Annotated in this window: 19 protein-coding genes, 8 tRNA genes and 1 other RNA gene; 26 read left to right on the top strand and 2 right to left on the bottom strand. The window is 50.8% G+C overall.

Translation table 11 applies throughout. The features are described from left to right. Positions 1–22: 22 nt before the first annotated feature. The 18 genes from JMG82_RS07520 to JMG82_RS07435 all read left to right on the top strand — a co-directional run bounded on the left by JMG82_RS07520 (position 23) and on the right by JMG82_RS07435 (position 17,617). Positions 23–98 (top strand) — tRNA-Val (locus tag JMG82_RS07520). A 113-nt stretch (positions 99–211) separates the two neighbouring features. Next, positions 212–2,035: a threonine--tRNA ligase gene (gene thrS, locus JMG82_RS07515; protein ID WP_201352093.1), complete on the top strand. Its 1,824-nt coding sequence runs from the start codon at positions 212–214 to the stop codon at positions 2,033–2,035. Beyond that, on the top strand, positions 2,032–2,565 hold the full coding sequence (gene infC, locus JMG82_RS07510) for a translation initiation factor IF-3 (RefSeq protein WP_201352092.1): 534 nt from the start codon (positions 2,032–2,034) through the stop codon (positions 2,563–2,565). Before thrS ends, infC begins: the two co-directional genes overlap by 4 nt. 148 nt (positions 2,566–2,713) lie before the next feature. After that, a complete protein-coding gene (gene rpmI, locus JMG82_RS07505; protein WP_201352091.1) occupies positions 2,714–2,911 on the top strand; it encodes a 50S ribosomal protein L35 in 198 nt (65 codons plus the stop codon). 102 nt (positions 2,912–3,013) lie between these two features. Further along, complete coding sequence (gene rplT, locus JMG82_RS07500) at positions 3,014–3,370, top strand: 50S ribosomal protein L20 (RefSeq protein WP_201352090.1); 357 nt, start codon at positions 3,014–3,016, stop codon at positions 3,368–3,370. A gap of 103 nt (positions 3,371–3,473) precedes the next feature. Further along, positions 3,474–3,716: a ComEA family DNA-binding protein gene (locus JMG82_RS07495; protein ID WP_201352089.1), complete on the top strand. Its 243-nt coding sequence runs from the start codon at positions 3,474–3,476 to the stop codon at positions 3,714–3,716. Next, positions 3,713–4,762 (top strand): NAD-dependent epimerase, encoded by a 1,050-nt coding sequence (locus JMG82_RS07490; protein ID WP_201352088.1) that lies wholly within the window; start codon positions 3,713–3,715, stop codon positions 4,760–4,762. Before JMG82_RS07495 ends, JMG82_RS07490 begins: the two co-directional genes overlap by 4 nt. 84 nt (positions 4,763–4,846) lie before the next feature. Then, positions 4,847–6,163, top strand: coding sequence for a flippase (locus tag JMG82_RS07485; RefSeq protein ID WP_201352087.1), 1,317 nt, complete (start codon positions 4,847–4,849; stop codon positions 6,161–6,163). A 71-nt stretch (positions 6,164–6,234) separates the two neighbouring features. Then, positions 6,235–6,969 (top strand): LicD family protein, encoded by a 735-nt coding sequence (locus JMG82_RS07480; protein WP_201352086.1) that lies wholly within the window; start codon positions 6,235–6,237, stop codon positions 6,967–6,969. Continuing rightward, positions 6,966–8,237: a glycosyltransferase family 4 protein gene (locus JMG82_RS07475; RefSeq protein ID WP_201352085.1), complete on the top strand. Its 1,272-nt coding sequence runs from the start codon at positions 6,966–6,968 to the stop codon at positions 8,235–8,237. Before JMG82_RS07480 ends, JMG82_RS07475 begins: the two co-directional genes overlap by 4 nt. Continuing rightward, positions 8,237–9,052 carry a glycosyltransferase family 2 protein gene (locus tag JMG82_RS07470; RefSeq protein WP_236579115.1) on the top strand — a complete coding sequence of 272 codons (816 nt, stop codon included), beginning with the start codon at positions 8,237–8,239 and terminating at the stop codon, positions 9,050–9,052. The genes JMG82_RS07475 and JMG82_RS07470 overlap by 1 nt, the downstream gene beginning before the upstream one ends. Positions 9,053–9,070: 18 nt before the next feature. After that, positions 9,071–10,447: a 2-C-methyl-D-erythritol 4-phosphate cytidylyltransferase gene (ispD, locus tag JMG82_RS07465; protein WP_201352083.1), complete on the top strand. Its 1,377-nt coding sequence runs from the start codon at positions 9,071–9,073 to the stop codon at positions 10,445–10,447. Then, a complete protein-coding gene (locus JMG82_RS07460) occupies positions 10,440–11,210 on the top strand; it encodes a LicD family protein (RefSeq protein WP_201352082.1) in 771 nt (256 codons plus the stop codon). Before ispD ends, JMG82_RS07460 begins: the two co-directional genes overlap by 8 nt. Then, positions 11,189–12,004: a glycosyltransferase gene (locus tag JMG82_RS07455; protein WP_201352081.1), complete on the top strand. Its 816-nt coding sequence runs from the start codon at positions 11,189–11,191 to the stop codon at positions 12,002–12,004. The genes JMG82_RS07460 and JMG82_RS07455 overlap by 22 nt, the downstream gene beginning before the upstream one ends. Next, entirely contained in the window at positions 12,001–14,109 is a 2,109-nt protein-coding gene (locus tag JMG82_RS07450) for an STT3 domain-containing protein (protein ID WP_201352080.1), read from the top strand. The genes JMG82_RS07455 and JMG82_RS07450 overlap by 4 nt, the downstream gene beginning before the upstream one ends. Beyond that, positions 14,106–14,705, top strand: coding sequence for a sugar transferase (locus JMG82_RS07445; protein ID WP_201352079.1), 600 nt, complete (start codon positions 14,106–14,108; stop codon positions 14,703–14,705). Before JMG82_RS07450 ends, JMG82_RS07445 begins: the two co-directional genes overlap by 4 nt. Next, the gene (locus JMG82_RS07440) at positions 14,706–15,800 is read left to right on the top strand and encodes an aminotransferase class I/II-fold pyridoxal phosphate-dependent enzyme (protein ID WP_201352078.1); all 1,095 of its coding nucleotides are present in this window, start codon (positions 14,706–14,708) and stop codon (positions 15,798–15,800) included. It abuts the gene before it with no gap. Beyond that, the gene (locus JMG82_RS07435) at positions 15,797–17,617 is read left to right on the top strand and encodes a polysaccharide biosynthesis protein (protein WP_201352077.1); all 1,821 of its coding nucleotides are present in this window, start codon (positions 15,797–15,799) and stop codon (positions 17,615–17,617) included. Before JMG82_RS07440 ends, JMG82_RS07435 begins: the two co-directional genes overlap by 4 nt. A 6-nt stretch (positions 17,618–17,623) precedes the next feature. Here the strand turns inward: JMG82_RS07435 and ilvD are convergent, their stop codons facing one another. Beyond that, positions 17,624–19,303 carry a dihydroxy-acid dehydratase gene (gene ilvD, locus JMG82_RS07430; protein WP_201352076.1) on the bottom strand — a complete coding sequence of 560 codons (1,680 nt, stop codon included), beginning with the start codon at positions 19,301–19,303 and terminating at the stop codon, positions 17,624–17,626. 130 nt (positions 19,304–19,433) lie between these two features. Here ilvD and JMG82_RS07425 point away from each other — a divergent pair. The 8 genes from JMG82_RS07425 (at position 19,434) to ffs (ending at position 20,339) form a co-directional block, all read left to right on the top strand. Further along, a tRNA-Gly gene (locus JMG82_RS07425) sits at positions 19,434–19,508 on the top strand. Between the two features lie 57 nt (positions 19,509–19,565). Continuing rightward, positions 19,566–19,652: transfer RNA gene (locus JMG82_RS07420), tRNA-Leu, on the top strand. A gap of 11 nt (positions 19,653–19,663) precedes the next feature. Next, positions 19,664–19,739 (top strand) — tRNA-Ala (locus JMG82_RS07415). Positions 19,740–19,748: 9 nt separating this feature from the next. Further along, positions 19,749–19,822 (top strand) — tRNA-Cys (locus JMG82_RS07410). 17 nt (positions 19,823–19,839) lie between these two features. Continuing rightward, positions 19,840–19,915: transfer RNA gene (locus tag JMG82_RS07405), tRNA-Ala, on the top strand. Positions 19,916–19,937: 22 nt separating this feature from the next. After that, positions 19,938–20,025: transfer RNA gene (locus JMG82_RS07400), tRNA-Ser, on the top strand. 81 nt (positions 20,026–20,106) lie between these two features. Then, positions 20,107–20,196, top strand: a tRNA-Ser gene (locus JMG82_RS07395). A gap of 45 nt (positions 20,197–20,241) precedes the next feature. Further along, an RNA gene (gene ffs, locus JMG82_RS07390) (signal recognition particle sRNA small type) lies at positions 20,242–20,339 on the top strand. A gap of 34 nt (positions 20,340–20,373) precedes the next feature. Here the strand turns inward: ffs and JMG82_RS07385 are convergent. Further along, positions 20,374–21,069 carry an SDR family NAD(P)-dependent oxidoreductase gene (locus JMG82_RS07385; RefSeq protein WP_201352075.1) on the bottom strand — a complete coding sequence of 232 codons (696 nt, stop codon included), beginning with the start codon at positions 21,067–21,069 and terminating at the stop codon, positions 20,374–20,376. Positions 21,070–21,150: the final 81 nt, after the last annotated feature.

Below are 21,150 nucleotides of genomic sequence, written 5' to 3'. Positions count from 1 at the left end.
GTATAATTCCGCTACCAACAGTGGTCGCGTAGCTCAGTTGGTAGAGCACTACCTTGACATGGTAGTGGTCACAGGTTCAAGTCCTGTCGTGGCCACCACTTCGCTTCTCTCCAAAATCCCTGAATTTCCAGCCTTAAATGTTTTTTTATACTTCTTTCATGTATAATACTCCGAACATTCGAAATTTTAACCGGTTTAAACAAGGAATTGCTTGGAAGAAAAAGAGATCATTGCCTATAAAAAAAGAGATGGGCAGATAATCGATACCCAAACCGCTGCCGAAACCGATTGCAGCGACTGCGAACCTGTCTACTTCGACAACTCCCCCGAAGCCTTGGAAGTCATCCGCCACTCCGCCGCCCACCTGATGGCGCAGGCGATCAAACAGCTCTATCCCGATGCGCAGTTTTTCGTCGGCCCTGTTGTTGAGGAGGGATTCTACTACGATTTTCGCGTCGACGAGAAGATCAGCGACAGCGATCTCAAAAAGATCGAAAAAACCATGCAGAAGCTGGCGAACAAAAAGATCCCGATCGAACGCTACTGCATTCCCAAAAGCGAAGCGGAAAAGAAGTTTGCCGGAGACGATCTGAAGCAGGAAGTGATGAAGCGGATCGAGGACGAAAGGCTCTGCATCTACCGCCAGGGGGACTTCGAAGACCTCTGCCGCGGTCCCCACGTTCCCAACACGAAATACCTCAGAAACGTCAAACTCACCCGCGTGGCGGGGGCCTACCTGGGTGGCGACTCCGACAAAGAGATGCTCACCCGCATCTATGGCATCGCCTTCGCCGACAAGGAGACGCTCAAAGAGTACCTGGCGATGATCGAAGAGGCCAAAAAACGCGACCACCGCAAAATCGGCACGGAGCTCGGGCTTTTCATGTTCGACGACGAAGCGGGGGCGGGGTTGCCTTTCTGGATGCCCAAAGGGGCGCGTCTTCGCAGCAAGATCGAGCAGATTCTCTGGAAAGCCCACCGTCGCCGCGGGTATGAGCCGGTACGCGGACCCGAAATTCTCAAAGCCGACATGTGGCGTACCAGCGGCCATTACGCCTGCTATGGCGAAAACATGTACCTGACCGAAATCGACGGCCAGGAGTATGGCCTCAAGCCGATGAACTGCATCGGCCACATTCTCATCTACAAAAAAGATATCCACAGCTATCGGGAGCTGCCGCTCAAATATTTCGAGTACGGCGTCGTTCATCGCCATGAGCAAAGCGGCGTCCTTCACGGTCTGTTGCGTGTCAGGGAATTTACCCAGGATGACGCCCACATCTTCTGCACACCCGATCAGATCAAACCCGTCGTCATCGAGGTGCTCGAATTCGTCGACAAAGTGATGGAAGTCTTCGGTTTCGATTATGAGATGGAGATCTCCACCAAGCCCGAAAAAGCGATCGGAAGCGACGAAATATGGGAAACGGCGACAGAGGCCCTGAAAGAGGCGCTGGACGAAAACGGCTTCAAATACGGGATCGACGAAGGGGGCGGAGCCTTTTACGGCCCTAAAATCGATATCAAAATTACCGATGCTTTGAGAAGGAAATGGCAGTGCGGAACGATTCAGGTCGATTTCAATCTTCCTGAACGATTCGAAATGGAGTATGTGGATGAAAAAAACGAGCGGGCGCGTCCGGTGATGATCCACCGCGCGATTCTCGGCAGTTTCGAGCGCTTCATCGCCATTTTGACGGAGCATTTCGCCGGGGAGTTTCCGATGTTCATCGCACCGACGCAGGTGATTTTCGTGCCGATCGCCGAGAATCATGTCGCCTACGCCAAGGAGCTGGCGAACGAACTGGCCGAATTCGATATCGACTGCGATATCGACGACAGGAACGAATCACTGGCCAAACGGGTGCGGATGGCGGAGAAGCAGAAGGTGCCGATGATCGCCATTATCGGAGACGAAGAGGTGGCGAACCGCAAAGTGGCGGTTCGCGACAGAAGGAAACGCGAACAGTTCGATCTGGACGCGGAAGCATTTATCAAACTGATCAAGGAGCAGACAAGTGAGGTCAAAATTTGAGTAAAAAAAACGACGTAATCATGAACGACGACATTCGGGCCCGGGAGGTTCGCCTTGTAGGCGATGACGGTACGCAGTACGGCGTTGTCAGCCGCGACGAGGCGCTGAACAAGGCGGCCGATATGGGGCTCGACCTCGTTCTGATTGCGCCGCAGGCCAATCCGCCGGTCGCCAAAATCATGGACTACGGGAAGTTCAAGTACCAGCAGGAGAAGAAGAAAAAAGAGGCGAAAAAGAAGCAGAAACAGATCGAAGTTAAAGAGATCAAACTCTCCGTCAAGATCGCCGACAACGATATCGGCTACAAAGTCAAGCACGCCAGGGAGTTTCTCGAACAGGGCAAGCATGTCAAGTTCCGTGTCTTCCTGCGGGGGCGGGAGATGGCCAACCCGGAAGCGGGTGTCGAAGTACTCAAAAAAGTTTGGCCGATGGTCGAAGATATCGCCGAACTCGAAAAGGGGCCTTTCCACGAAGGACGCTACATCAATATGTACGTGGTTCCCAAAAAAGAGAAACCCGGCAAAAAGTAGTTCGGCTTTGGCAGAGCGGCCATAGGCTCGGGGCCGAATCGGTGATTGATTCGTTGCCGCCGATTTCTGCATTTTCGACTTTTTTGCTATAATTACGCCCCATTTTGCACACGGATTCTCCGTGTCGATCTTACAAAGGAGGAAGTTCATGCCCAAAATGAAGACGGTACGCGGCGCTGCAAAGCGTTTCAAGGTCAAGAAAAGCGGCAAAATCAAACGCGGCAGTGCGTTTCGAAGCCACATTTTGACCAAGATGAGTCAGAAACGCAAACGCAATCTTCGCAATCCGCAGTATGTAGCGGATGTCGATGCAGCACGTGTCAAAACGATGCTCGGAATGAAATAATTCCGACAGGTATCAAGCAAGCGTTCCCCTGAAAAGGGCAAGTCCGGCAAAGCTCCGGCACCGAATCATCAAAAAGATGTAAGGTAAAGAAAGGAAAAAAACATGCCACGAGTCAAAACGGGAGTCGTACGACGACGCCGACACAAGAAAATTCTGAAGCTTGCCAAAGGCTTCTACAGCGGTCGAAGAAAACACTTCAGGAAAGCGAAAGAGCAGGTTGAAAGAAGCCTGGTCTATGCCTACCGCGACAGAAAACAGAAAAAAAGAGAGTTCAGAAAACTCTGGATTATCCGTATCAACGCAGCGTGCCGTCTGAACGATATGAACTACTCCACTTTCATGCACGGATTGAAAAAAGCCGGTATCGAACTCGATCGCAAGATTCTGGCCGATATGGCGATGAACAACCCGGCAGCATTTGCCAAAATCGTCGAGCAGTCCAAAGCCGCTCTGGCGTAACGAACCTTCCCGCCTTCCGCGGGCGGGTTTTTCAACTTCTCTTCACTATTCTCCTCTTCGCACTTTCGATATAATATCACCTAAAAACATCTAAGGTGTATCGATGAAAAAACTGTTGGCACTTATGCTGTTTGCGTGCCTGTCGTTATGGGCGGCTGTCAATGTCAACACAGCAGATGTTGAAACATTGACACAAATAAAGGGCATAGGCCCCGTCAAAGCGAAAGCGATTGTCGATTACAGAAAAGCGCATGGCCGATTCAAAAACATTGAAGCGTTACAGAATGTACGAGGGATTGGACCGAAAACCGTGGAAAAAATCCGGTCGGAAGTGACGGTCAAATGAAGATATTGGTGACCGGAACCGCCGGATTTATCGGGTTTTATCTGGCCAAAAGACTTCTTGGGAAAGGGTACGAAGTCGTTGGGTTGGACAATATCAACGACTATTACGATGTCGGCCTGAAATACGGAAGACTGAAAGAGCTCGGAATAGATTCCGACAAAATCGAGCCCAACAAACGGGTTGACAGCACCATTGACGGACACTGTTTTTACAAAATGGATCTGGCGGATTCCAAAGCCGTCAACAAACTTTTTGCAGAAGAGAAATTCGATGCGGTCTGCAATCTCGCCGCCCAAGCCGGTGTGCGCTATTCACTCGAAAATCCGATGGCCTATATTCAGAGCAACCTCACCGGTTTTGCCAACATTCTGGAAGGATGCCGCAACCACGATGTCGAAAATCTCTGCTACGCCAGCAGTTCGAGTGTCTACGGCCTGAACAAATCGATGCCATTCAAGGTAAGCGACAGTGTCGACCACCCGGTCAGCCTCTATGCGGCGACGAAAAAGAGCAACGAACTGATGGCCCACACCTACAGCCATCTTTACGGCATCAGAACAACCGGTCTGCGCTTTTTTACCGTCTACGGCCCATGGGGCCGTCCCGATATGGCACCGATGCTTTTTGCCGATGCCATTTTGAATGGCCGTCCCATCAACGTATTCAACTACGGCAAGATGGAGCGGGATTTCACCTATGTCGACGACATCGTCGAAGGGGTGGTCCATGTGATAGAAAAACCTGCCGACCCCGATGAAAACTTCGACTTTCATCACCCGGACCCCGCTGCATCACCTGCCCCCTACAGAGTCTACAATATCGGCAACGGCAGCCCCGTCAAACTGATGGACTTCATCACGACACTCGAAAAACATCTCGGCAAAAAAGCGCAAATGAACATGATGCCGATGCAGCCCGGAGACGTCGAGGCGACATGGGCCGATACGAGCGCATTGGAAAACCATTTCGGATACAGGCCGCAGACCGGATTGGATGAGGGAATAGGAAAGTTTGTGGAGTGGTACAAAGGTTTCTACAAGGTTTAAAAAGGGACATGGATTGACTTCGCTTCGTAAAGACATGGTTTGCCAAAGCAAGAAGTAATGGTTCGAAAGGACTATAAAAAATATGTGAAAAACAGTTCATGGCTTCTTGTAGAAAAAATTCTCAGGCTGATCATCGGACTGTTTATCGGTATATGGATTGCCAGAGTTTTGGGTCCTGGAGAGTATGGCAATTTGAGTTATATTCAAAGTTTCGTAGCCCTCTTTTCCGCCTTCACCACATTGGGTATCAGCGGCATCGTTATTCGGGAGATTGTTGCCAATCCGGAGAAAAGCGATGCAATTCTTGCAAACGCCTTTACGTTGAGGTTTTTCGGAGCTTTGGGTACCATGGTTCTGATATTTGTATTGCTCCGATGGTTTGCCCCTGACAGTAGGCTCGAAAATCTGATATTATTGGCTTCAGCAGGTCTCTTTTTTCAGGCTTTCAATGTTCTTGATCTCTATTTCCAGAGCCAAACGCTGAATCAGTATAGTGCCTTGGCCAACATTGTTATGCTGATTCTCTCTGCGCTGCTTAAATTTTTTCTGATTGTTTACAATGCACCCTTGTACGCGTATGTTTGGGCTCTTCTCTTCGATAGTGCGGTGCTTGCAATGAATCTTCTTCTTTTTTATCTTAAAGCCACTGCAAAGAAGTTTTCAGATTTTTTGCACTTTTTTGACAAAGTACAATTTTCTGAAATTGCACTTCTTCTCCGTCACAGTGCACCGCTGCTGCTGTCGACATTCATTATCGCAATTTACGCACAACTGGATCAGGTTATGTTGAAACATATGGCCGATGCCGAAACGGTTGGACGATATGCTGCAGCAGTACGGTTGAATTCGGTATGGTCACTCCTGCCTTCGGTCATTTTGGTTGTGGTTACCCCTTCATTGATGTATTCGGAAGAGAAGATAAAGGAGAGTGTTGTATCATCCTATGCCAGTCTATATAAACTTTTAGCTCTTTACAGTTTTTTGGTCCTGGCCGCAACGTGGATATTGTCGGACTTCATTGTCGGCATGACATTCGGAGAAAAATATAGACAGGCAGCTTCTGTTTTGAATATTCTGGTTATTGCAAATCTCTTTTCCTATTTTGGTGCAGCAAGCAGTCGTTGGTTCATCAACGAAAAGCAAGAAAAGAAAATTTTATACAGGAATCTTTTCGGAGTAGGGTTCAATATTATCGGTAATTTGATGCTTATTCCTTCCTTTGGAGCGTATGGAGCGGCATTTACGACACTTTTGTCACAGTTTTTAGCCAATTTTCTATATGATTATCTGGATAAAAGTGCACGAATTGTCTTTTTTCAGAAACTGCGTGCCATGGCTTTTGTGATGATGCCGTATCGGTGGCTTCCCGAAATTATGCAATACAGGAACCGCATAGCGTGATAGAACGGAGATACTCCTACGAGGATGCGAAACATTTCATACGTCGGCGTCAACTCTATATACTGGATACTGTGACGGAGATATGCCGCCGTCACAATCTAGCCTATTGGCTCGATGCCGGTACACTGCTCGGTGCCGTGAGGCACCAAGGGTTCATACCATGGGATGACGACATCGATATCGGTTTAATGAGAGATGATTACGAAAACTTGATAAAATATCTGGCCGTTGAGCTTCCAGACGATCTTGTGCTGCAAACACTCTCGACCGATCCCAAATATGGCTTTATGTTCGCCAAAGTCAGAGATCGCCACTCTCATATACATGGAGATATCGAGTATACCTATAACGGTGTATTTATCGATATTTTTCCCTTTGATTATGTTCCGAAATCAAAATTTATTCTGAAAATCCAGTATGCCATCATCCAAACGATCGTGGGCCTTCGTTATGCAGTAGAGTTTCGGAGAGAGAAAATCTGGCTGAAAAAAAGTCTCAAGTATTTGGTAGACAAAAACTCGATATATAGATTTCTGTATAAGCTGGCCTTTGGGCTCAACTATATTTTTAAAAGCGAAGAGGATGTGGGCAATGGTCTTGTCTGTCCCTGGGCTTTTTTCAAATCGATTCGACCAAAAGAGGTTTATCTTCCTCCCGGAAAAGTCGAATTCGAAGGGAAAGAGTACAATGCCCCCCATGATATCGATCGATACCTTAAAGCTCTGTACGGAGAAAACTATATGACGCCCATCAGGTCAGGACACGATCATATTGGTGAAATTACACTATTGCGGGAAACGAAATGAAAGTGCTGCATATCAATCTTCTGGATAAATCGGGAGGTGCTGCCAAAGCTGCCTATCGTTTACACAAAGGATTGCTTGAAGCAGGAGTGAAGAGTGAAATGCTCGTTCAACTGAAAGAGGGAGATGACTATACCGTGGATGGTCCGCAGGGGAAAATCGAACGTTTTTTTGCAATTCTTCGTCCGACTCTGGATCAAATGCCGCTCTTGCTCTACGGAAAAAGAGAGAATGTATTGTTCAGCCCTTCTTTTCTCCTCTCCCGAAAAATGCTGAAAAAAATCCGATCGAAAAAGCCCGATATCGTACATTTGCATTGGATATGCGGTGGAACACTCCGCCTGGAAGAATTGGCAGAAATAGAACAGCCCATTGTCTGGACACTCCATGACATGTGGCCTTTTACCGGCGGATGCCATTACAGTGGTGATTGTGACAGATTTCTCGATGGCTGTGGCAGGTGTCCGAAGCTCGGGAGCACGAAGAATGGCGATCTGAGTCGCCGGGTCTTTCGGCGGAAAGCAAAAATATATAAAAGAGTGCAAAACAGGCTTACAATCGTGGGACTGAGCCACTGGATTGGTAATCTGTCGCAAAAGAGCATACTGCTTGGAGATATTCCTCATGTCCATCTTCCAAACCCGATCGATACCACACTTTACAAACCGATTGACAGGCATGTGGCAAGAGCATTGTGGCAACTGCCGGAAAACAAACAATTGATCCTTTTTGGAGCAGTTTCAGCTACGGAGGATCCGCGAAAAGGTTTTAATGAACTACGTAAAGCACTTTCATTGGTTTATAAAAAGACGAAAGATGTCGAATTGGTGGTATTTGGCAGCGGGAAACCCGAAAGGGGTGACGGTTTTGATTTCAAGGTTCACTATGTCGGCCACCTTCATGATGATGCCGCACTGGTCTCGCTTTACAATGCAGTGGACGTGATGGTTGTTTCAAGTATTCAGGAGGCCTTTGGACAAACGGCAAGCGAAGCGATGAGTTGCGGGACTCCTGTCGTAGCTTTCGAGAGTACGGGATTGCCGGATATCGTAAATCATAAAGAGGACGGATACTTGGCAAAACCTTACGACGTCAAAGATTTGGCCGATGGAATCGGATGGGTTTTGGAAAATGAGGATTATACCCTTTTGCGCATCAATGCCCGAAAAAAAATTTTGAAAAAGTTCGGGAGCAAAAAAGTAACAAAACAGTATATAGATCTCTATCGGAATGTGATGCGGGCCGAAAATCCACAAAGCCGGAGAGAATGATGCCTCGGACGACAAGCAATCCGGATGGTCCGAAAATCACAATTGTTACAGTTGTGTACAATGCGCTGGAAGAGTTGAAAAAAACCGTTCAAAGTGTAGCCAGTCAAACCTATCCCCATCTGGAGTACATTGTCGTGGATGGGGGATCGACCGATGGAACGATCGAATTCCTGAAAAGTAGTGAAAAGGTGGTCAGTAGATGGATCAGCCGTCCCGACAGGGGTATCTATGACGCCATGAACAGGGGTGCTGAGCTGGCCGATGGCGACTATATACAGTTTTTGAATGCAGGCGATACTCTCTATTCGGAAACGGTGCTTTCCGAGGTGGCACAAAAGCTGAAAGAGAATCCTGCAAAAGTACTGTTTGGACGTGCGTTGACTGGTTCGGAAGAGCGGATATCCTGGCTCTATCCTTCTGTCGAGGCACCCGCCATAACGGAGTGGTTGAAAAGCCACGATCCCAACCATCAGGCGATATTTTTCCCGAAAAGTTTTTATAAAAAACATCAATATGATTTAAAATACAAAATTACCGCCGATTTGGATTACAAGCTTCGTGCAAAAAAAGAGATCGGCTATCTTTTTATCGATCGGGTTATCGTAAAATTTGCACTTGGTGGCGTATCGACACAAAACGGAAATTTCGGTTTTATCACTCAGCGCATAAAAGAGAGTGTTATGCGAAATCTGGAACATCGTTTATACAGGGAATTGTTAATGGATCCTTTGAAAATTCTCTTCAAGTTCGCTCTGGCAAAAACGTCAGGAGAAAAAGAGTACGAAATTATCAAATTTTTAAAGAAGTATCAGTAAAACATCAAAAGGTTGGCAATGAGAAAAAATGTGGCTGTGATTTTAGCAGGTGGAAGTGGTACGAGGGCCGGATACGAAAAACCGAAGCAATTTATGAAAATTGCAGGAAAACTTGTCATTGAACATACCATAGAAAGATTTCAGAAACACCCTCTGATTGATGAAATAGCCATCGTTTCCCATGCTGATTTTCTTACTTTGATTGAAGAGATTGTCAACCACAACAGCTATGACAAAGTCAAGAAAATTCTTCAGGGGGGAAAAGAGCGTTATGAATCCTCTCTAACGGCAATCGAAGCTTATGATGAAGATTTACATCTCATTTTCCACGATGCAGTCAGGCCGCTGGTAAGCGACCGGATTATCAAAGATGTGGTGGAGGCGTTGAACCGATACAATGCCGTAGATGTGGCGATCCCGGCTGCCGATACCATCATCGAAGTAGAAAATGACCGCATCGTCAACATTCCAGACCGCAGCCGACTTTATAGGGGACAGACTCCTCAGGGGTTCAGGAGGGAGACTATCAAAAAGGCCTATGATTTTGCACTGCAGGATTCCGCATTCAAGGTAACAGACGATTGTGGTGTCGTCAAACGATATCTACCCGAAGAGAAAATTTATGTCGTAGCGGGCGAAGAGGCTAACATGAAATTGACTTACAAGGAAGATTTTTATCTTTTGGACAAACTTTTCCAACTCAAAAGTATCCAAAATCTCGACAACGATCCATCTCTTCTCAAAAGATTGGAAGGAAAAAGCATCGTCGTTTTCGGAGCCAGCTATGGAATTGGGCAGAGTATTGTCGAGCTTGCCGAAGCAAATGGAGCTCATGTTCACGGTTTCAGTCGTCAAAAAGGAAAAGTGGATGTCTCCGACCCCAAGAGTGTTGCCGAAGCGTTACGGAGCGTCTATGAAAAAAAGGGCGCAATCGATTATGTCATTAATACGGCGGGACTTCTGCACAAAGAGCCTCTCAACCATATGGATTATTCCCGGATTGAGGAGGAGATTCGTGTCAATTATCTGGGAAGCGTCAATGTGGCAAAAGAGTCTTTTCGCTACCTGAAAGAGACAAAAGGCGCTTTACTGCTTTTTACTTCGAGTTCCTACACACGCGGGCGAGCCATGTACAGTATCTACTCTTCGACAAAAGCGGCGATTGTGAATTTCGTACAGGCTATTGCAAGTGAATGGGAACCTTTCGGCGTGACGGTCAACTGTATCAACCCTGAAAGAACGGCCACTCCCATGCGCCGTCGGACATTCGGAAAAGAGGATGAGAAGACACTTCTTCAACCCACCGATGTCGCCCGAGTATCCCTTCAGTCTTTATTGCTCGATGCGACCGGTCAGGTGATCGATGTAAGGCTTGCCAATCTTGAAAATGGATAACGTACAAAAAGCCCAGCGAACGATGCTGGAGCTTTTGAAAGCTTTCGACAGGGTATGTCGCAGGCATAAATTGACCTATTGGCTCGATTTTGGAACACTTCTTGGTGCCCGACGTCACGGAGGTTTTATTCCCTGGGACGATGATCTTGATGTCAGCATGCCTTTGGGGGATTACAAAAAGTTTATGCAAGTGGCTGGAAAAGAGCTGCCCGAAACGATTTTTCTTCAGCACAAGCGTACAGATCCTGGGGTCCCCAACCACTATATCAAGCTGCGTCACAGGGGCAGCTGGCTTGTCGAAGTGGAGGAAGCAGGACGGGAAGTTCCCTACCATCAGGGTATCTTTATCGATATCTTTCCGGTATGCTTTGTAGAAACCCGCAAGGTGGAGCTTTACAAAAAGATTCTCTTTGTCACCAAAATTTTTTCCAACCGATATATGCATGTCGATTGGGCGGCACGAATGGGCATTCGACTGCTGGAGCAGTTCTGCCAAAATGAGGGGGAGACAGTCGTTGCGGGAGGAGAGAGTCTGCATTGGTTCAAACCTTATGGGAAAAAGCATCTGTTTCCTTTACGGCAGATCTCCTTCGAGGGAGGAGAGTATCCCGCTCCTGGCGATACCGACTATGTGTTGGAAAAGATTTTCGGCCCTGATTTTATGACGCTGCCTCCTGTAGAAAAGAGGAAAGCGCACAGTATCAAAATTTATCCCCATACCCCATGTCCCAAAGAGGAAGAATGGAAAAAAAGACAGCCGTGATTATGAGCCTTTATAGCGGAGACAATCCAAAGAAAGTAAAAGAAGCGCTTGAAAGTCTCTATTGCCAGTCGTATCGTCTGGATATTTTTATTCAAATCGACGGCCCTGTATCCGATGCAATGGAAAAATGGCTGGATGAAGAGTTGCGAAACAGAAGAATAAAGTATCTTGGAAAACGAAAAGAAAACCTGGGACTCGCAGACAGTTTGAACGATCTTCTTCACGTGGTGCTGAAACAGGACTATGCGTACATCGCCCGCATGGATGCCGACGACATCAGCATGCCGGACCGCATCAGAAAGCAGTACGATTTCATGCAGGCCCATCCCGATGTCGATGTGGTCGGCGGAGCGATCGAAGAGTTTTCCGATGACGGAGATTACAGAAAGATTGTCCGCTATCCCTTGAGCCATGAAGCGATGTTCCGGTTTTTCAAAAAGCGCGTACCTCTGGCGCATGTCACGGCTTTCTTTCGCCGTACTTTTTTCGAAAAGGCGGGATACTACCCCACGCAATCTCCGACAAACGAAGATACGCTCATGTGGATGGAAGGGTTCCGTAACGGCTGCCGTTTCGCCAATATACCGGACATTGTGGTCAGAGTCCGGGTGACATCTTCCTTTTTCGGGCGTCGGGGAGGTCTGAAAAAGGCGTGGAGCGACTTGAAAGACCGCCTGCTCGTCATACGGACTTTAGGATATAATTTTGATGCATATTTTTACGCCCTGGCACTCTTTGGAGTCAATGTTGCACCGGGATGGCTGAAAAAAATTCTCTACAAGAGGTTGCGATGAAATTTTTCGAAGATAAAAGAGTAGAGGAACTCTCCGTCGGCCAGATGCTTTGGCTGATGGCATTTGCCTACCTTTTTGGTATCGCACTGCGGCTGATCTGGGCGCACTGGGCGGCCGGCCATCCCGAATTTTTTTGGAACGGCGAAATCATGATCAACACCAATGACGGCTATTTTTTCGCTTCGGGTGTTCAAAAAGAGCTTTTCGGCACTCTTCAGCACAATCCCCGGGTCCCCGATATTTTCTATACCGCCACCGTCTTTTTCACCTACCTGGCTGCCAAGCTTTTGCCCTTTTCTCTTGATACGGTGATCCTCTACATGCCGGCGGTCATTTCGAGCCTCGTGGTCGTACCCATCATCCTGATCGGCCGTCTCTACCATTCGACGCTCATGGGCTTCTTCGCCGCGCTGCTGGGGGCCATTGCGTGGAGCTATTACAACCGGACGATGGTGGGCTATTACGACACCGATATGTTCTCGGCCATGGCGCCCATGTTCATCCTCTACTTTCTCATCGGTGCCATCGAAAAAGAGGACTATCTCCATCTGCTTCTTGCGGCGGCGATGATCGTTCTATACCCTTTTCTTTATGACATGGGACTCTCGATTGTCTATGCCATGGGCCTCATGTTCATGCTTTACATGGTCGTTTTTCACAGAAAAGAGCGTTTTACCTACCAGGCCGCCGCCATTGTCGCATTGGCTCTGATGCCCTTTTACTGGCCTCTCAAAGTGGCGGCGGTGGCGATTGCCGCCATTGTTTTCAAGCGCGATCTTCTTGGGCCCCTGCATGAAAAACTGGTCGCGGCGGTGGCTGTGCTGCTCTTTTTATGGCTGGGCGATGTTTTCCCTCTTATATGGCACAAGATAGCGAGTTATGCCGTCCGGGGCACCGAAAGCGGTGGGCTGCACTTTTTCCAGGTCAATGCCACGGTGAGGGAGGCGGGCAAAATTCCTTTCGAACTGATGGCCAAACGTATCAGCGGCTCGGTGCCGGGTCTTTTTGCGGCACTGCTGGGCTATCTGCTGCTGGTTTTCAGGCACCGCTCCTTCATACTGGCGCTTCCGCTCATCGGCATCGGGGTCTTCTCGTTGTGGGGAGGATTGCGATTTACCGTCTACGCCGTGCCGGTGGCGGCGCTGAGCCTTGTCTACCTTGTTTTTGTCGCGACCTCTTTCATGCAAAACAGCCGGTTGCGGCTTTTTGCGATAGGGGCGTTGACGTTTCTGGCGCTCTGGCCCAATATCATCCATATCCAAAGCTACAAGGTGCCCACTGTTTTCAATGCCGACGAAGTCCGGGTTCTTGACCGTCTGAAAAAGATGGGTGACGACAGGGACTATGTCGTGACATGGTGGGACTACGGTTACCCCATCTGGTATTATGCCGACAAGAACACGCTCATAGACGGCGGAAAACACGATCATGACAACTTTATCGTTTCCGAAATACTGGCGACATCGTCACAACTCGAAGCGGCGAGGCTGAGCCGTATCGCCGTCGAAACCTATGTCTCTTCGGGCTACAAGGTTGTCGCCGATACGCTCTTTGCGCAGAAAGGGTCCACGCCGATCGATCCCGAACGTTATCTCAGGCAGCTCGCCGAAGAGGAGTCGGTGAAGCTGCCGGCGAAAAGCCGCGAGATCTATCTCTATCTTCCCTATCGTATGACAGACATCTTCCCGACAGTGACCCTTTTTAGCAATCTCGATCTGAAAACGGGAAGGCAGCATCGGCGGCCCATCTTTTACAAGATTACCAATTTCCGGGACACTCCCGATGAATTGATCCTGGGCGGCGGTGTGAAGCTCGACAAACGCCGGGGCGTTCTGCATCTTGGACGTCAGGAGATGCCGCTGCACCGTTTTGCGACGACAGTGATCGACAATCGGGGCAAAACGCATGCAAATGTCCAGACCGTCCATGCCGATGCCGATCTATCGCTGATTTTCATGAAAAGCTACGGGAGTTTTCTGCTGCTTGATGAAAAGATGTTCAACTCCCTGTTCGTGCAGCTGTTTGTCCTGGGCCGTTACGACCCCGAGCTTTTCGAGCTGGTTGAGGACTCACCGTGGGCGAAGGTTTACAGAATCAGGCTATGAAACCGTCCGATGAGGTCATCAAGCGGACTTTCGACATTGCGCTTGCGGCGGCGGGACTGGTGCTGCTTTGGCCGCTCATCGCGGCGGCATGGGTCGTGGCCTCCGTGGAGACGCGAAGCAACGGATTCTTTTTTCAAACCCGTGTCGGCAGAAACGGGCGGCTTTTCCGTGTCGTGAAGATCAAGACGATGAAACCGGTCCGGGGCATTGCGACGAATGTCACGACATCGACGGATGTCCGCATCACAAAAAGCGGCCGTTTTTTCAGGAAAACGAAGATCGACGAGCTTCCCCAACTTTGGAATATCCTCCTGGGAGATATGAGTTTTGTGGGGCCCCGGCCCGACGTACCGGGATTTGCGGACAGGCTGGAGGGCGATGACAGAATCGTTCTTTCGGTACGTCCGGGCATTACGGGTCCTGCCACGCTCAAATACCGGGACGAAGAGGAGATACTCGCCGGCAGGCACGATCCGGAACGCTACAACCGCGAAGTGATATGGCCCGACAAAGTCAGGATCAACAAAGAGTACATCCGAAACTGGAGTCTGGCGGAAGATATCAAAATCATCATCAAAACGATCGGGGGCGCATAGATGGCCGAAAAGATTTTTCTCTCACCTCCCCATATGGGCGGCAGCGAACTTCGGTATGTCAAAGAGGTTTTCGAAAGCAACTATATCGCCCCCATCGGTGCGTTCATCGACCGTTTCGAAGCGTCGGTCGCCGCATACACCGGCGCGAAACATGCCCTCGCGCTCAGCTCCGGAACGGCCGCCATCCATCTGGCACTGCGTGTCGCCGGAGTGGGGCGGGGCGACAAAGTTCTCGCCTCCACTTTCACTTTCATCGGTTCGGTGGCGCCCATACTCTACCAGGGAGCCGAGCCGGTCTTTATCGATTCGGATGAAAGCTGGAATCTCGACCCCCACCTGCTGGCAGAGGCGATAGAGAAACAAAAACCCAAAGCCCTGATCGTCACCCACCTCTACGGCCAATCGGCGAAAATCGCCGAAATCGCAGCTATTTGCGAGAACGAGGGGGTTGTGCTGATCGAAGATGCCGCGGAGAGTCTCGGTGCCCTCTACAGGGGAAGACATACCGGCACCTACGGGCGATTCGGCATCTATTCCTTCAACGGGAACAAAATCATCACGACAAGCGGCGGGGGGATGCTGGTAGGGCAGGGCAAAGAGGATATCGCCCGAGCGAAAAAGCTCTCCACCCAGGCGCGCGAGGAGACGTTGTGGTACGAACATACCGAATTGGGCTACAACTATCGCATGAGCAACGTGCTGGCGGCCATCGGGGTGGGGCAGATGGAGGTACTGCCCGAAAGGATCGCAAAAAGACGGGAGATTTTCGGATGGTACAGAGAGCTTTTGGGAGATATCGAAGAGATCGCGTGGATGCCGGAAGTCGAAGGTTCCCGCGGCAACCGCTGGCTCACCACCCTGACATTCGCGTCGGCCGATCCCATGAAGATCATCCGGGCGCTTGCGCAGGAGAGCATCGAGTCCAGACCCCTCTGGAAGCCGATGCACATGCAGCCTCTATTTAAAAATGCCCCCGTATACGGCGGCATGGTGAGCGAAAGGCTTTTCGCGAAAGGCCTGTGCCTGCCCAGCGGCACGGCGTTGCGAAAAGAGGATATTGAAAAAATCACATCGATTGTCCGGAGAGCCCTATGATGAAACCCACATTCGGAAAAAGGATCCTTTTCTTTGTGTTGAGCGATCTTTTTTTGAGTGCGGCCACGCTCTACCTGGCCTATGCGCTCCGGTTCAACTTCGCGATACCCTCCCACTTTCTCGACAACTTCTGGCGAATTTACAGCGTATTGGTCCTTTTTAAAATCGCCGCCTTTTTCTTTTTTCGTATCTATTTCAGCTCCTGGCGCTTTTTCGGCCTGCAGGATTTCAAGCGGCTCTTTTACGGCCATGTGGCGGCCTATACCGCCTTCGTCGCACTCTTCCTCGCTGCCAGGGAGTGGTTCATACCGATGCCCCGAAGCGCCATCGCCATCGATTTCGTTCTTTCGATGATGGTGCTCGGAGGGTTGCGCATCTCGAAGCGGCTTGTCATCGAATCGGCCGGCGACAGGGAGAAGAAAAAGTGTCTGATTGTCGGCGTAACACCCCGTACATCCCAGATCATCAAAAGCGCGCTCTCCGGGGAGATTCCCTACTACCCCGCTGCAGTCATCGACACGCAGGGCACCATGTCCGGCACCTATGTGGAGAATGTCAAAGTCTACGGCATGGACCGGCTGGCGGAGGTCATCGAGAAGGAAGAGGCGAAGGCCGCGCTGATCGCACAGCGGTTCGAACCCAAAGAGCTCGATGAACTTGTCGAAAAACTCGATGCCCTGGGTGTCCGGGAACTGAAAATGGTCTCTCTGCTTGCCGATCGCAACGAGCAGCTCAAAGACATCGCCATCGAAGACCTGCTGGCCCGGCAGCCAAAAGACCTCGATACGAAAGCGATCGAAAAGTTTGTAAAGGGCAAAACGATACTGGTCACGGGTGCTGGCGGCAGCATCGGCAGTGAAATATGCCGGCAGGTACTCAAATTCGGTGCCGCGCGACTTGTCATGGTTGACAACTCCGAGTACAACCTCTACCAGATCGCCGAACAGATGGATCCGTCGCGATCGGTGGCAAAACTGGTTTCGGTACTCGATCGCAAGAGACTGGCGCAGCTATTTGCCAAGTACCGCCCCCAGATCGTTCTGCACGCGGCCGCCTACAAACATGTTCCCCTGTGCGAAGAGAATGTCGAAATGGCGGTTGAAAACAACATTCTGGGTGTCAAAAACGTCATCGACCTCTCGATCCGGTACGAAGTGGAAAAAGTCGTCAACATATCGAGCGACAAAGCGGTCCGCCCTACCAATGTCATGGGCGCGACGAAGCGGGTCGGGGAGCTTTATGCGCAGAACGTCCCTTCCGAAAAGACCGAAATCGTATCGGTGCGTTTCGGCAATGTATTGGGCTCAAGCGGCAGCGTCGTGCCCAAATTCAGGGAACAGATACAAAAAGGAGGACCCGTCACCGTCACACACCCGGAAATCACCCGCTATTTCATGCTGATCCCCGAAGCCTGCCAGCTCGTACTGCAGGCGGCAGCCATGGCGAAAGGGGGTGAGCTCTTCATTCTCGATATGGGCGAGCCGGTCAAAATCGTCGATCTGGCGAAAAAGATGATCCGTCTGTACGGAAAGGAAGACGAGATCGATATCGAGTTTACAGGGCTGCGCCCGGGCGAAAAGCTTTATGAAGAGCTGTTGATCGACGAAGCGGAGTGCAAAACGCGGTATGAATCGATCTACGTGGCCAAGTCGACCCATTACGATATCGACGAACTCAACCGCGATATCGACGAACTTCTTGAGTCGGACAACAAACCGGAGGTTTTGAAGAGGATCGTTCCCGAATTCATGCGGCGGGAGGTCGACCGGCTCAAGAAGCCGGGCGCGGAGCCGGACGGAAGAGAGAAGAGCGCCTGAGTCCGGTCAGCACTCTGTCTTCAAAACGGCGCCGTGGGCGGCGTTGGAAACCAACAGGCTGTAGCGTTTGAGCCACTTGCTGGCGATCTCCTTTTTCTTCGGCTGCCACGTTTTTCTGCGGGCTTCGAGCTCCTCGTCGCTGAGGTTCACACGGAGAATGTGGGCATCTACATCCAGTTCGATGATGTCGCCGTCACGAAGCAGGCCGATGACGCCCCCCTCGGCCGCCTCCGGGCTTACGTGGCCGATCGAAGCGCCGTGGGTGGCGCCGCTGAAACGCCCGTCGGTGATGAGTGCCACTTTGTCACCCAGCCCCATGCCCATGATCAGGCTGGTCGGGGCCAGCATCTCCTGCATGCCCGGCCCCCCTTTGGGGCCTTCGTAACGGATGACGACGACATCGCCTTCTTTCACTTTGCCTTTCATGATCCCTTCGATCGCTTCGGGCTGGCTGTCGAAACAGACCGCGGTGCCGCGGAATTTGCGCATATGGGGTGCGATGCCCGCACTCTTGACCACGGCCCCCTCTTCGGCGAGGTTGCCGTAAAGGATGGAGAGACCGCCGACTTGAGAGTAGGGGTTGTCGATGGGGTGGATGATGGAAGTGTCCCTGATTTCGGCGTCGGCGATGCGCTCGCCGATCGTCTCGCCCGTCACGGTCATGGCGTCGAGTTTCAAAACGTCGCCCCGCTTGCTGATCTCTTTCATGACCGCACTGACACCGCCCGCGTTGTTGATGTCCTCCATATGAACGGTCGATAACGACGGTGAAATCTTGGCGATGTTGGCGACACTGTCGCTTAGTTCGTTGATTTTAGCCAGATCGAAATCGACCTCCGCCTCTTCGGCAATCGCCATCATGTGCAGTACGGTGTTGGTGCTTCCGCCCATGGCCATGTCGACGACAAACGCGTTGTTGACCGCTTTTTCATTCAGAATGTCGCGGATGTTTGGCCCTTCGGCCTTGGCCATTTCGACGATCCGCTTGGCCGCCGTGCGTACCATCTCCAGACGCTCTTCGCTCATCGCCAAAACGGTTCCGTTGCCAGGCAGTGCGATGCCCATCGCTTCGCACAGCGTGTTCATGGAGTTGGCGGTGAACATGCCGGAGCACGAGCCTCCGCTGGGGCACGCTTCGCATTCGATTTCGTAGAGCTGTTCGTCGGTGATCTCCCCTTTGGCCCGCTGCCCGACCGCTTCGAATGCCGTCGCCAGGTCGATCGCCGTTCCGTCTTTGAGGTGGCCCGCTTTCATCGGGCCGCCGGAGACGAAGATGGTGGGCACGTTGACCCGCAGGGCTCCCATGACCATGCCCGGAACGATCTTGTCGCAGTTGGGAATGCAGATGAGTGCGTCGAGTTTGTGGGCGTTCATTACCGTCTCGATGCTGTCGGCGATGATTTCGCGGCTGGGAAGTGAGTAGAGCATGCCGTCGTGTCCCATCGCGATGCCGTCATCCACGCCGATGGTGTTGAACTCGAAGGGCACGCCACCCGCTTCGCGTATCGCCTCTTTGACGATGCGTCCATACTCCTGAAGAAAGAAGTGTCCCGGAATGATGTCGATATAACTGTTGGCCACGCCGATAAACGGCTTGTCGAAATCTTCGTCTTTGAGGCCGGTCGCTCGAAGAAGACTCCGGTGCGGTGCACGTTCAAAACCTTTTTTGATAATGTCGCTTCGCATGAATATCCTTCCGAAAATTTTTGGTAATTGTATCGAAAAGAGCCTTACAACATCGGCTCGGACACCCAAAACAGTGAAGGGACTCTTTACATCAAAAAGATTTTGGGATATAATACCGGTCCCAAAACATGCGGGAGTAGCTCAGTGGTAGAGCACGACCTTGCCAAGGTCGGGGTCGCGGGTTCGACCCCCGTCTCCCGCTCCATAGGTTTTGAAAATCCACAGAAATTTGTATCGTTTTGATAACCGAACAAATTTTTCTGCCCGGATGGCGGAATCGGTAGACGCAAGGGACTTAAAATCCCTCGAACATTTGTTCGTGCCGGTTCAAGTCCGGCTCCGGGCACCAATTCTCGGTGTGGCGGTATAGCCAAGTGCTAAGGCAGCAGCCCCGCAAGGCTGTGATCCCCGTGTTCAACTCCGGGTGCCGCCTCCATTTTTATACGGCGACATAGCCAAGTGGTAAGGCACGGGCCTGCAAAGCCCTGATCCCCGGTTCGAATCCGGGTGTCGCCTCCAACATCCAATTTTCATATGGCGGTATAGCCAAGTGCTAAGGCAGCAGCCCCGCAAGGCTGTGATCCCCGTGTTCAACTCCGGGTGCCGCCTCCAGATGAGAGCTTTCGTAGGTTGACGGGGGATGGCTGAGTGGTCGAAAGCGGCGGTCTTGAAAACCGTTGAGGGTCACACCTCCCAGGGTTCGAATCCCTGTCCCCCGGCCACAGAGATAAGTTACGAGTGTTGAGTCGTGAGTATCGAGTAAAGCATCCAAAAAGCTCACTGCTCACAACCCGATTCTCGCTAGAGGGGTGTCCGAGTGGTCGAAGGAGCACGCCTGGAACGCGTGTGTAGGTTTACGCCTACCGAGGGTTCGAATCCCTTCCCCTCTGCCATACTGTAGACGAGCGTTCAGTCCGCCAGGGCGGTTTGAGCGCTCCTCTTCAGACCTGTGCAACGGCTTGGCAGGACAACGGGTCAGGACGGGAACGTAGCAGCCCACCCTGTCTCGCCGGGTGCCGCAGGGATCTGGGGAGGAGTCTTTTCTCCCCCATTCATACCATGTCATTCAACTACTCCATCGTCCGAACATCCAGAAAACTGCCGCTTTCATATTTTTTGACTTTTTCGAACGCCTCAATCAGCCGCTGCGCTGCCTCTTTCGGTGTCATGATGGGCCCATTCTTCAAGCGTTTCGCGGAGGGGTATTTGGTTTCGTCGACCTTTTCCGTGATATGTCTGACCATCGGTGTATCCACGACACCGGGTGCGAGTGCGGTAATATGGGTCGACTCCATTTCCCGGCTGTAGAGCTTTAACAGCGTGTTGAGGGCCGATTTCGAAAGCGAATAGCTTCCCCATCCTTTGCTCGCGTTGACGGCAGCGCCGGATGAGATGCCCACAATCTGCCTGACGGAAAGATTCATCGTGATCAATGTATCGAGAATGACTTTGTTCGCCCAGACGTTGGTGAGCATGACCGATTCGAGTTCGTAGAGAGAAGTGTGCCGCATCTCTTTGATCTCACCGAGGACACCCGCGTTGAGGATGACCAGATGCAGCGCATCCAACCGGTTTAGAAACAACCGCAAATGGGCAGATATACTCTCGGTCGCCCGCAGATCGAGAGAAAGATAATGAAAATTTTCGTGCCGAATCGTCGCTTTGCTCCTCCTCCCGACACCGTAAACCGCAACACCGCCTGCTAGATACTCTTCGGCGAGCGCCTTGCCGATACCCGAATTGGTTCCGGTAATGAAAACAGTCATCGCCATCCTTTTTTGAAGCATTGTATCAAAATGGCCCGCAGTTTCCCTTGGCTGCCGCATAGTTTATACAAGCATAAGCAA

It is taken from the genome of Hydrogenimonas urashimensis, from assembly GCF_016593255.1.
In the GTDB taxonomy this organism is placed as follows: domain Bacteria; phylum Campylobacterota; class Campylobacteria; order Campylobacterales; family Hydrogenimonadaceae; genus Hydrogenimonas; species Hydrogenimonas urashimensis.
Note: the sequence above shows the minus strand (reverse complement) of the source record. Positions and strands in the feature narration are given on the sequence as shown.

Coding starts and splice junctions, on each gene's coding strand:
- rpmI (WP_201352091.1), top strand. CDS start 2,714: ATGCCCAAAATGAAGACGGTACGCGGCGCTGCAAAGCGTTTCAAGGTC.
- rplT (WP_201352090.1), top strand. CDS start 3,014: ATGCCACGAGTCAAAACGGGAGTCGTACGACGACGCCGACACAAGAAA.
- JMG82_RS07495 (WP_201352089.1), top strand. CDS start 3,474: ATGAAAAAACTGTTGGCACTTATGCTGTTTGCGTGCCTGTCGTTATGG.
- JMG82_RS07490 (WP_201352088.1), top strand. CDS start 3,713: ATGAAGATATTGGTGACCGGAACCGCCGGATTTATCGGGTTTTATCTG.
- JMG82_RS07475 (WP_201352085.1), top strand. CDS start 6,966: ATGAAAGTGCTGCATATCAATCTTCTGGATAAATCGGGAGGTGCTGCC.
- JMG82_RS07470 (WP_236579115.1), top strand. CDS start 8,237: ATGCCTCGGACGACAAGCAATCCGGATGGTCCGAAAATCACAATTGTT.
- ispD (WP_201352083.1), top strand. CDS start 9,071: ATGAGAAAAAATGTGGCTGTGATTTTAGCAGGTGGAAGTGGTACGAGG.
- JMG82_RS07460 (WP_201352082.1), top strand. CDS start 10,440: ATGGATAACGTACAAAAAGCCCAGCGAACGATGCTGGAGCTTTTGAAA.
- JMG82_RS07455 (WP_201352081.1), top strand. CDS start 11,189: ATGGAAAAAAAGACAGCCGTGATTATGAGCCTTTATAGCGGAGACAAT.
- JMG82_RS07450 (WP_201352080.1), top strand. CDS start 12,001: ATGAAATTTTTCGAAGATAAAAGAGTAGAGGAACTCTCCGTCGGCCAG.
- JMG82_RS07445 (WP_201352079.1), top strand. CDS start 14,106: ATGAAACCGTCCGATGAGGTCATCAAGCGGACTTTCGACATTGCGCTT.
- JMG82_RS07440 (WP_201352078.1), top strand. CDS start 14,706: ATGGCCGAAAAGATTTTTCTCTCACCTCCCCATATGGGCGGCAGCGAA.
- JMG82_RS07435 (WP_201352077.1), top strand. CDS start 15,797: ATGATGAAACCCACATTCGGAAAAAGGATCCTTTTCTTTGTGTTGAGC.
- ilvD (WP_201352076.1), bottom strand. CDS start 19,303: ATGCGAAGCGACATTATCAAAAAAGGTTTTGAACGTGCACCGCACCGG.
- JMG82_RS07385 (WP_201352075.1), bottom strand. CDS start 21,069: ATGACTGTTTTCATTACCGGAACCAATTCGGGTATCGGCAAGGCGCTC.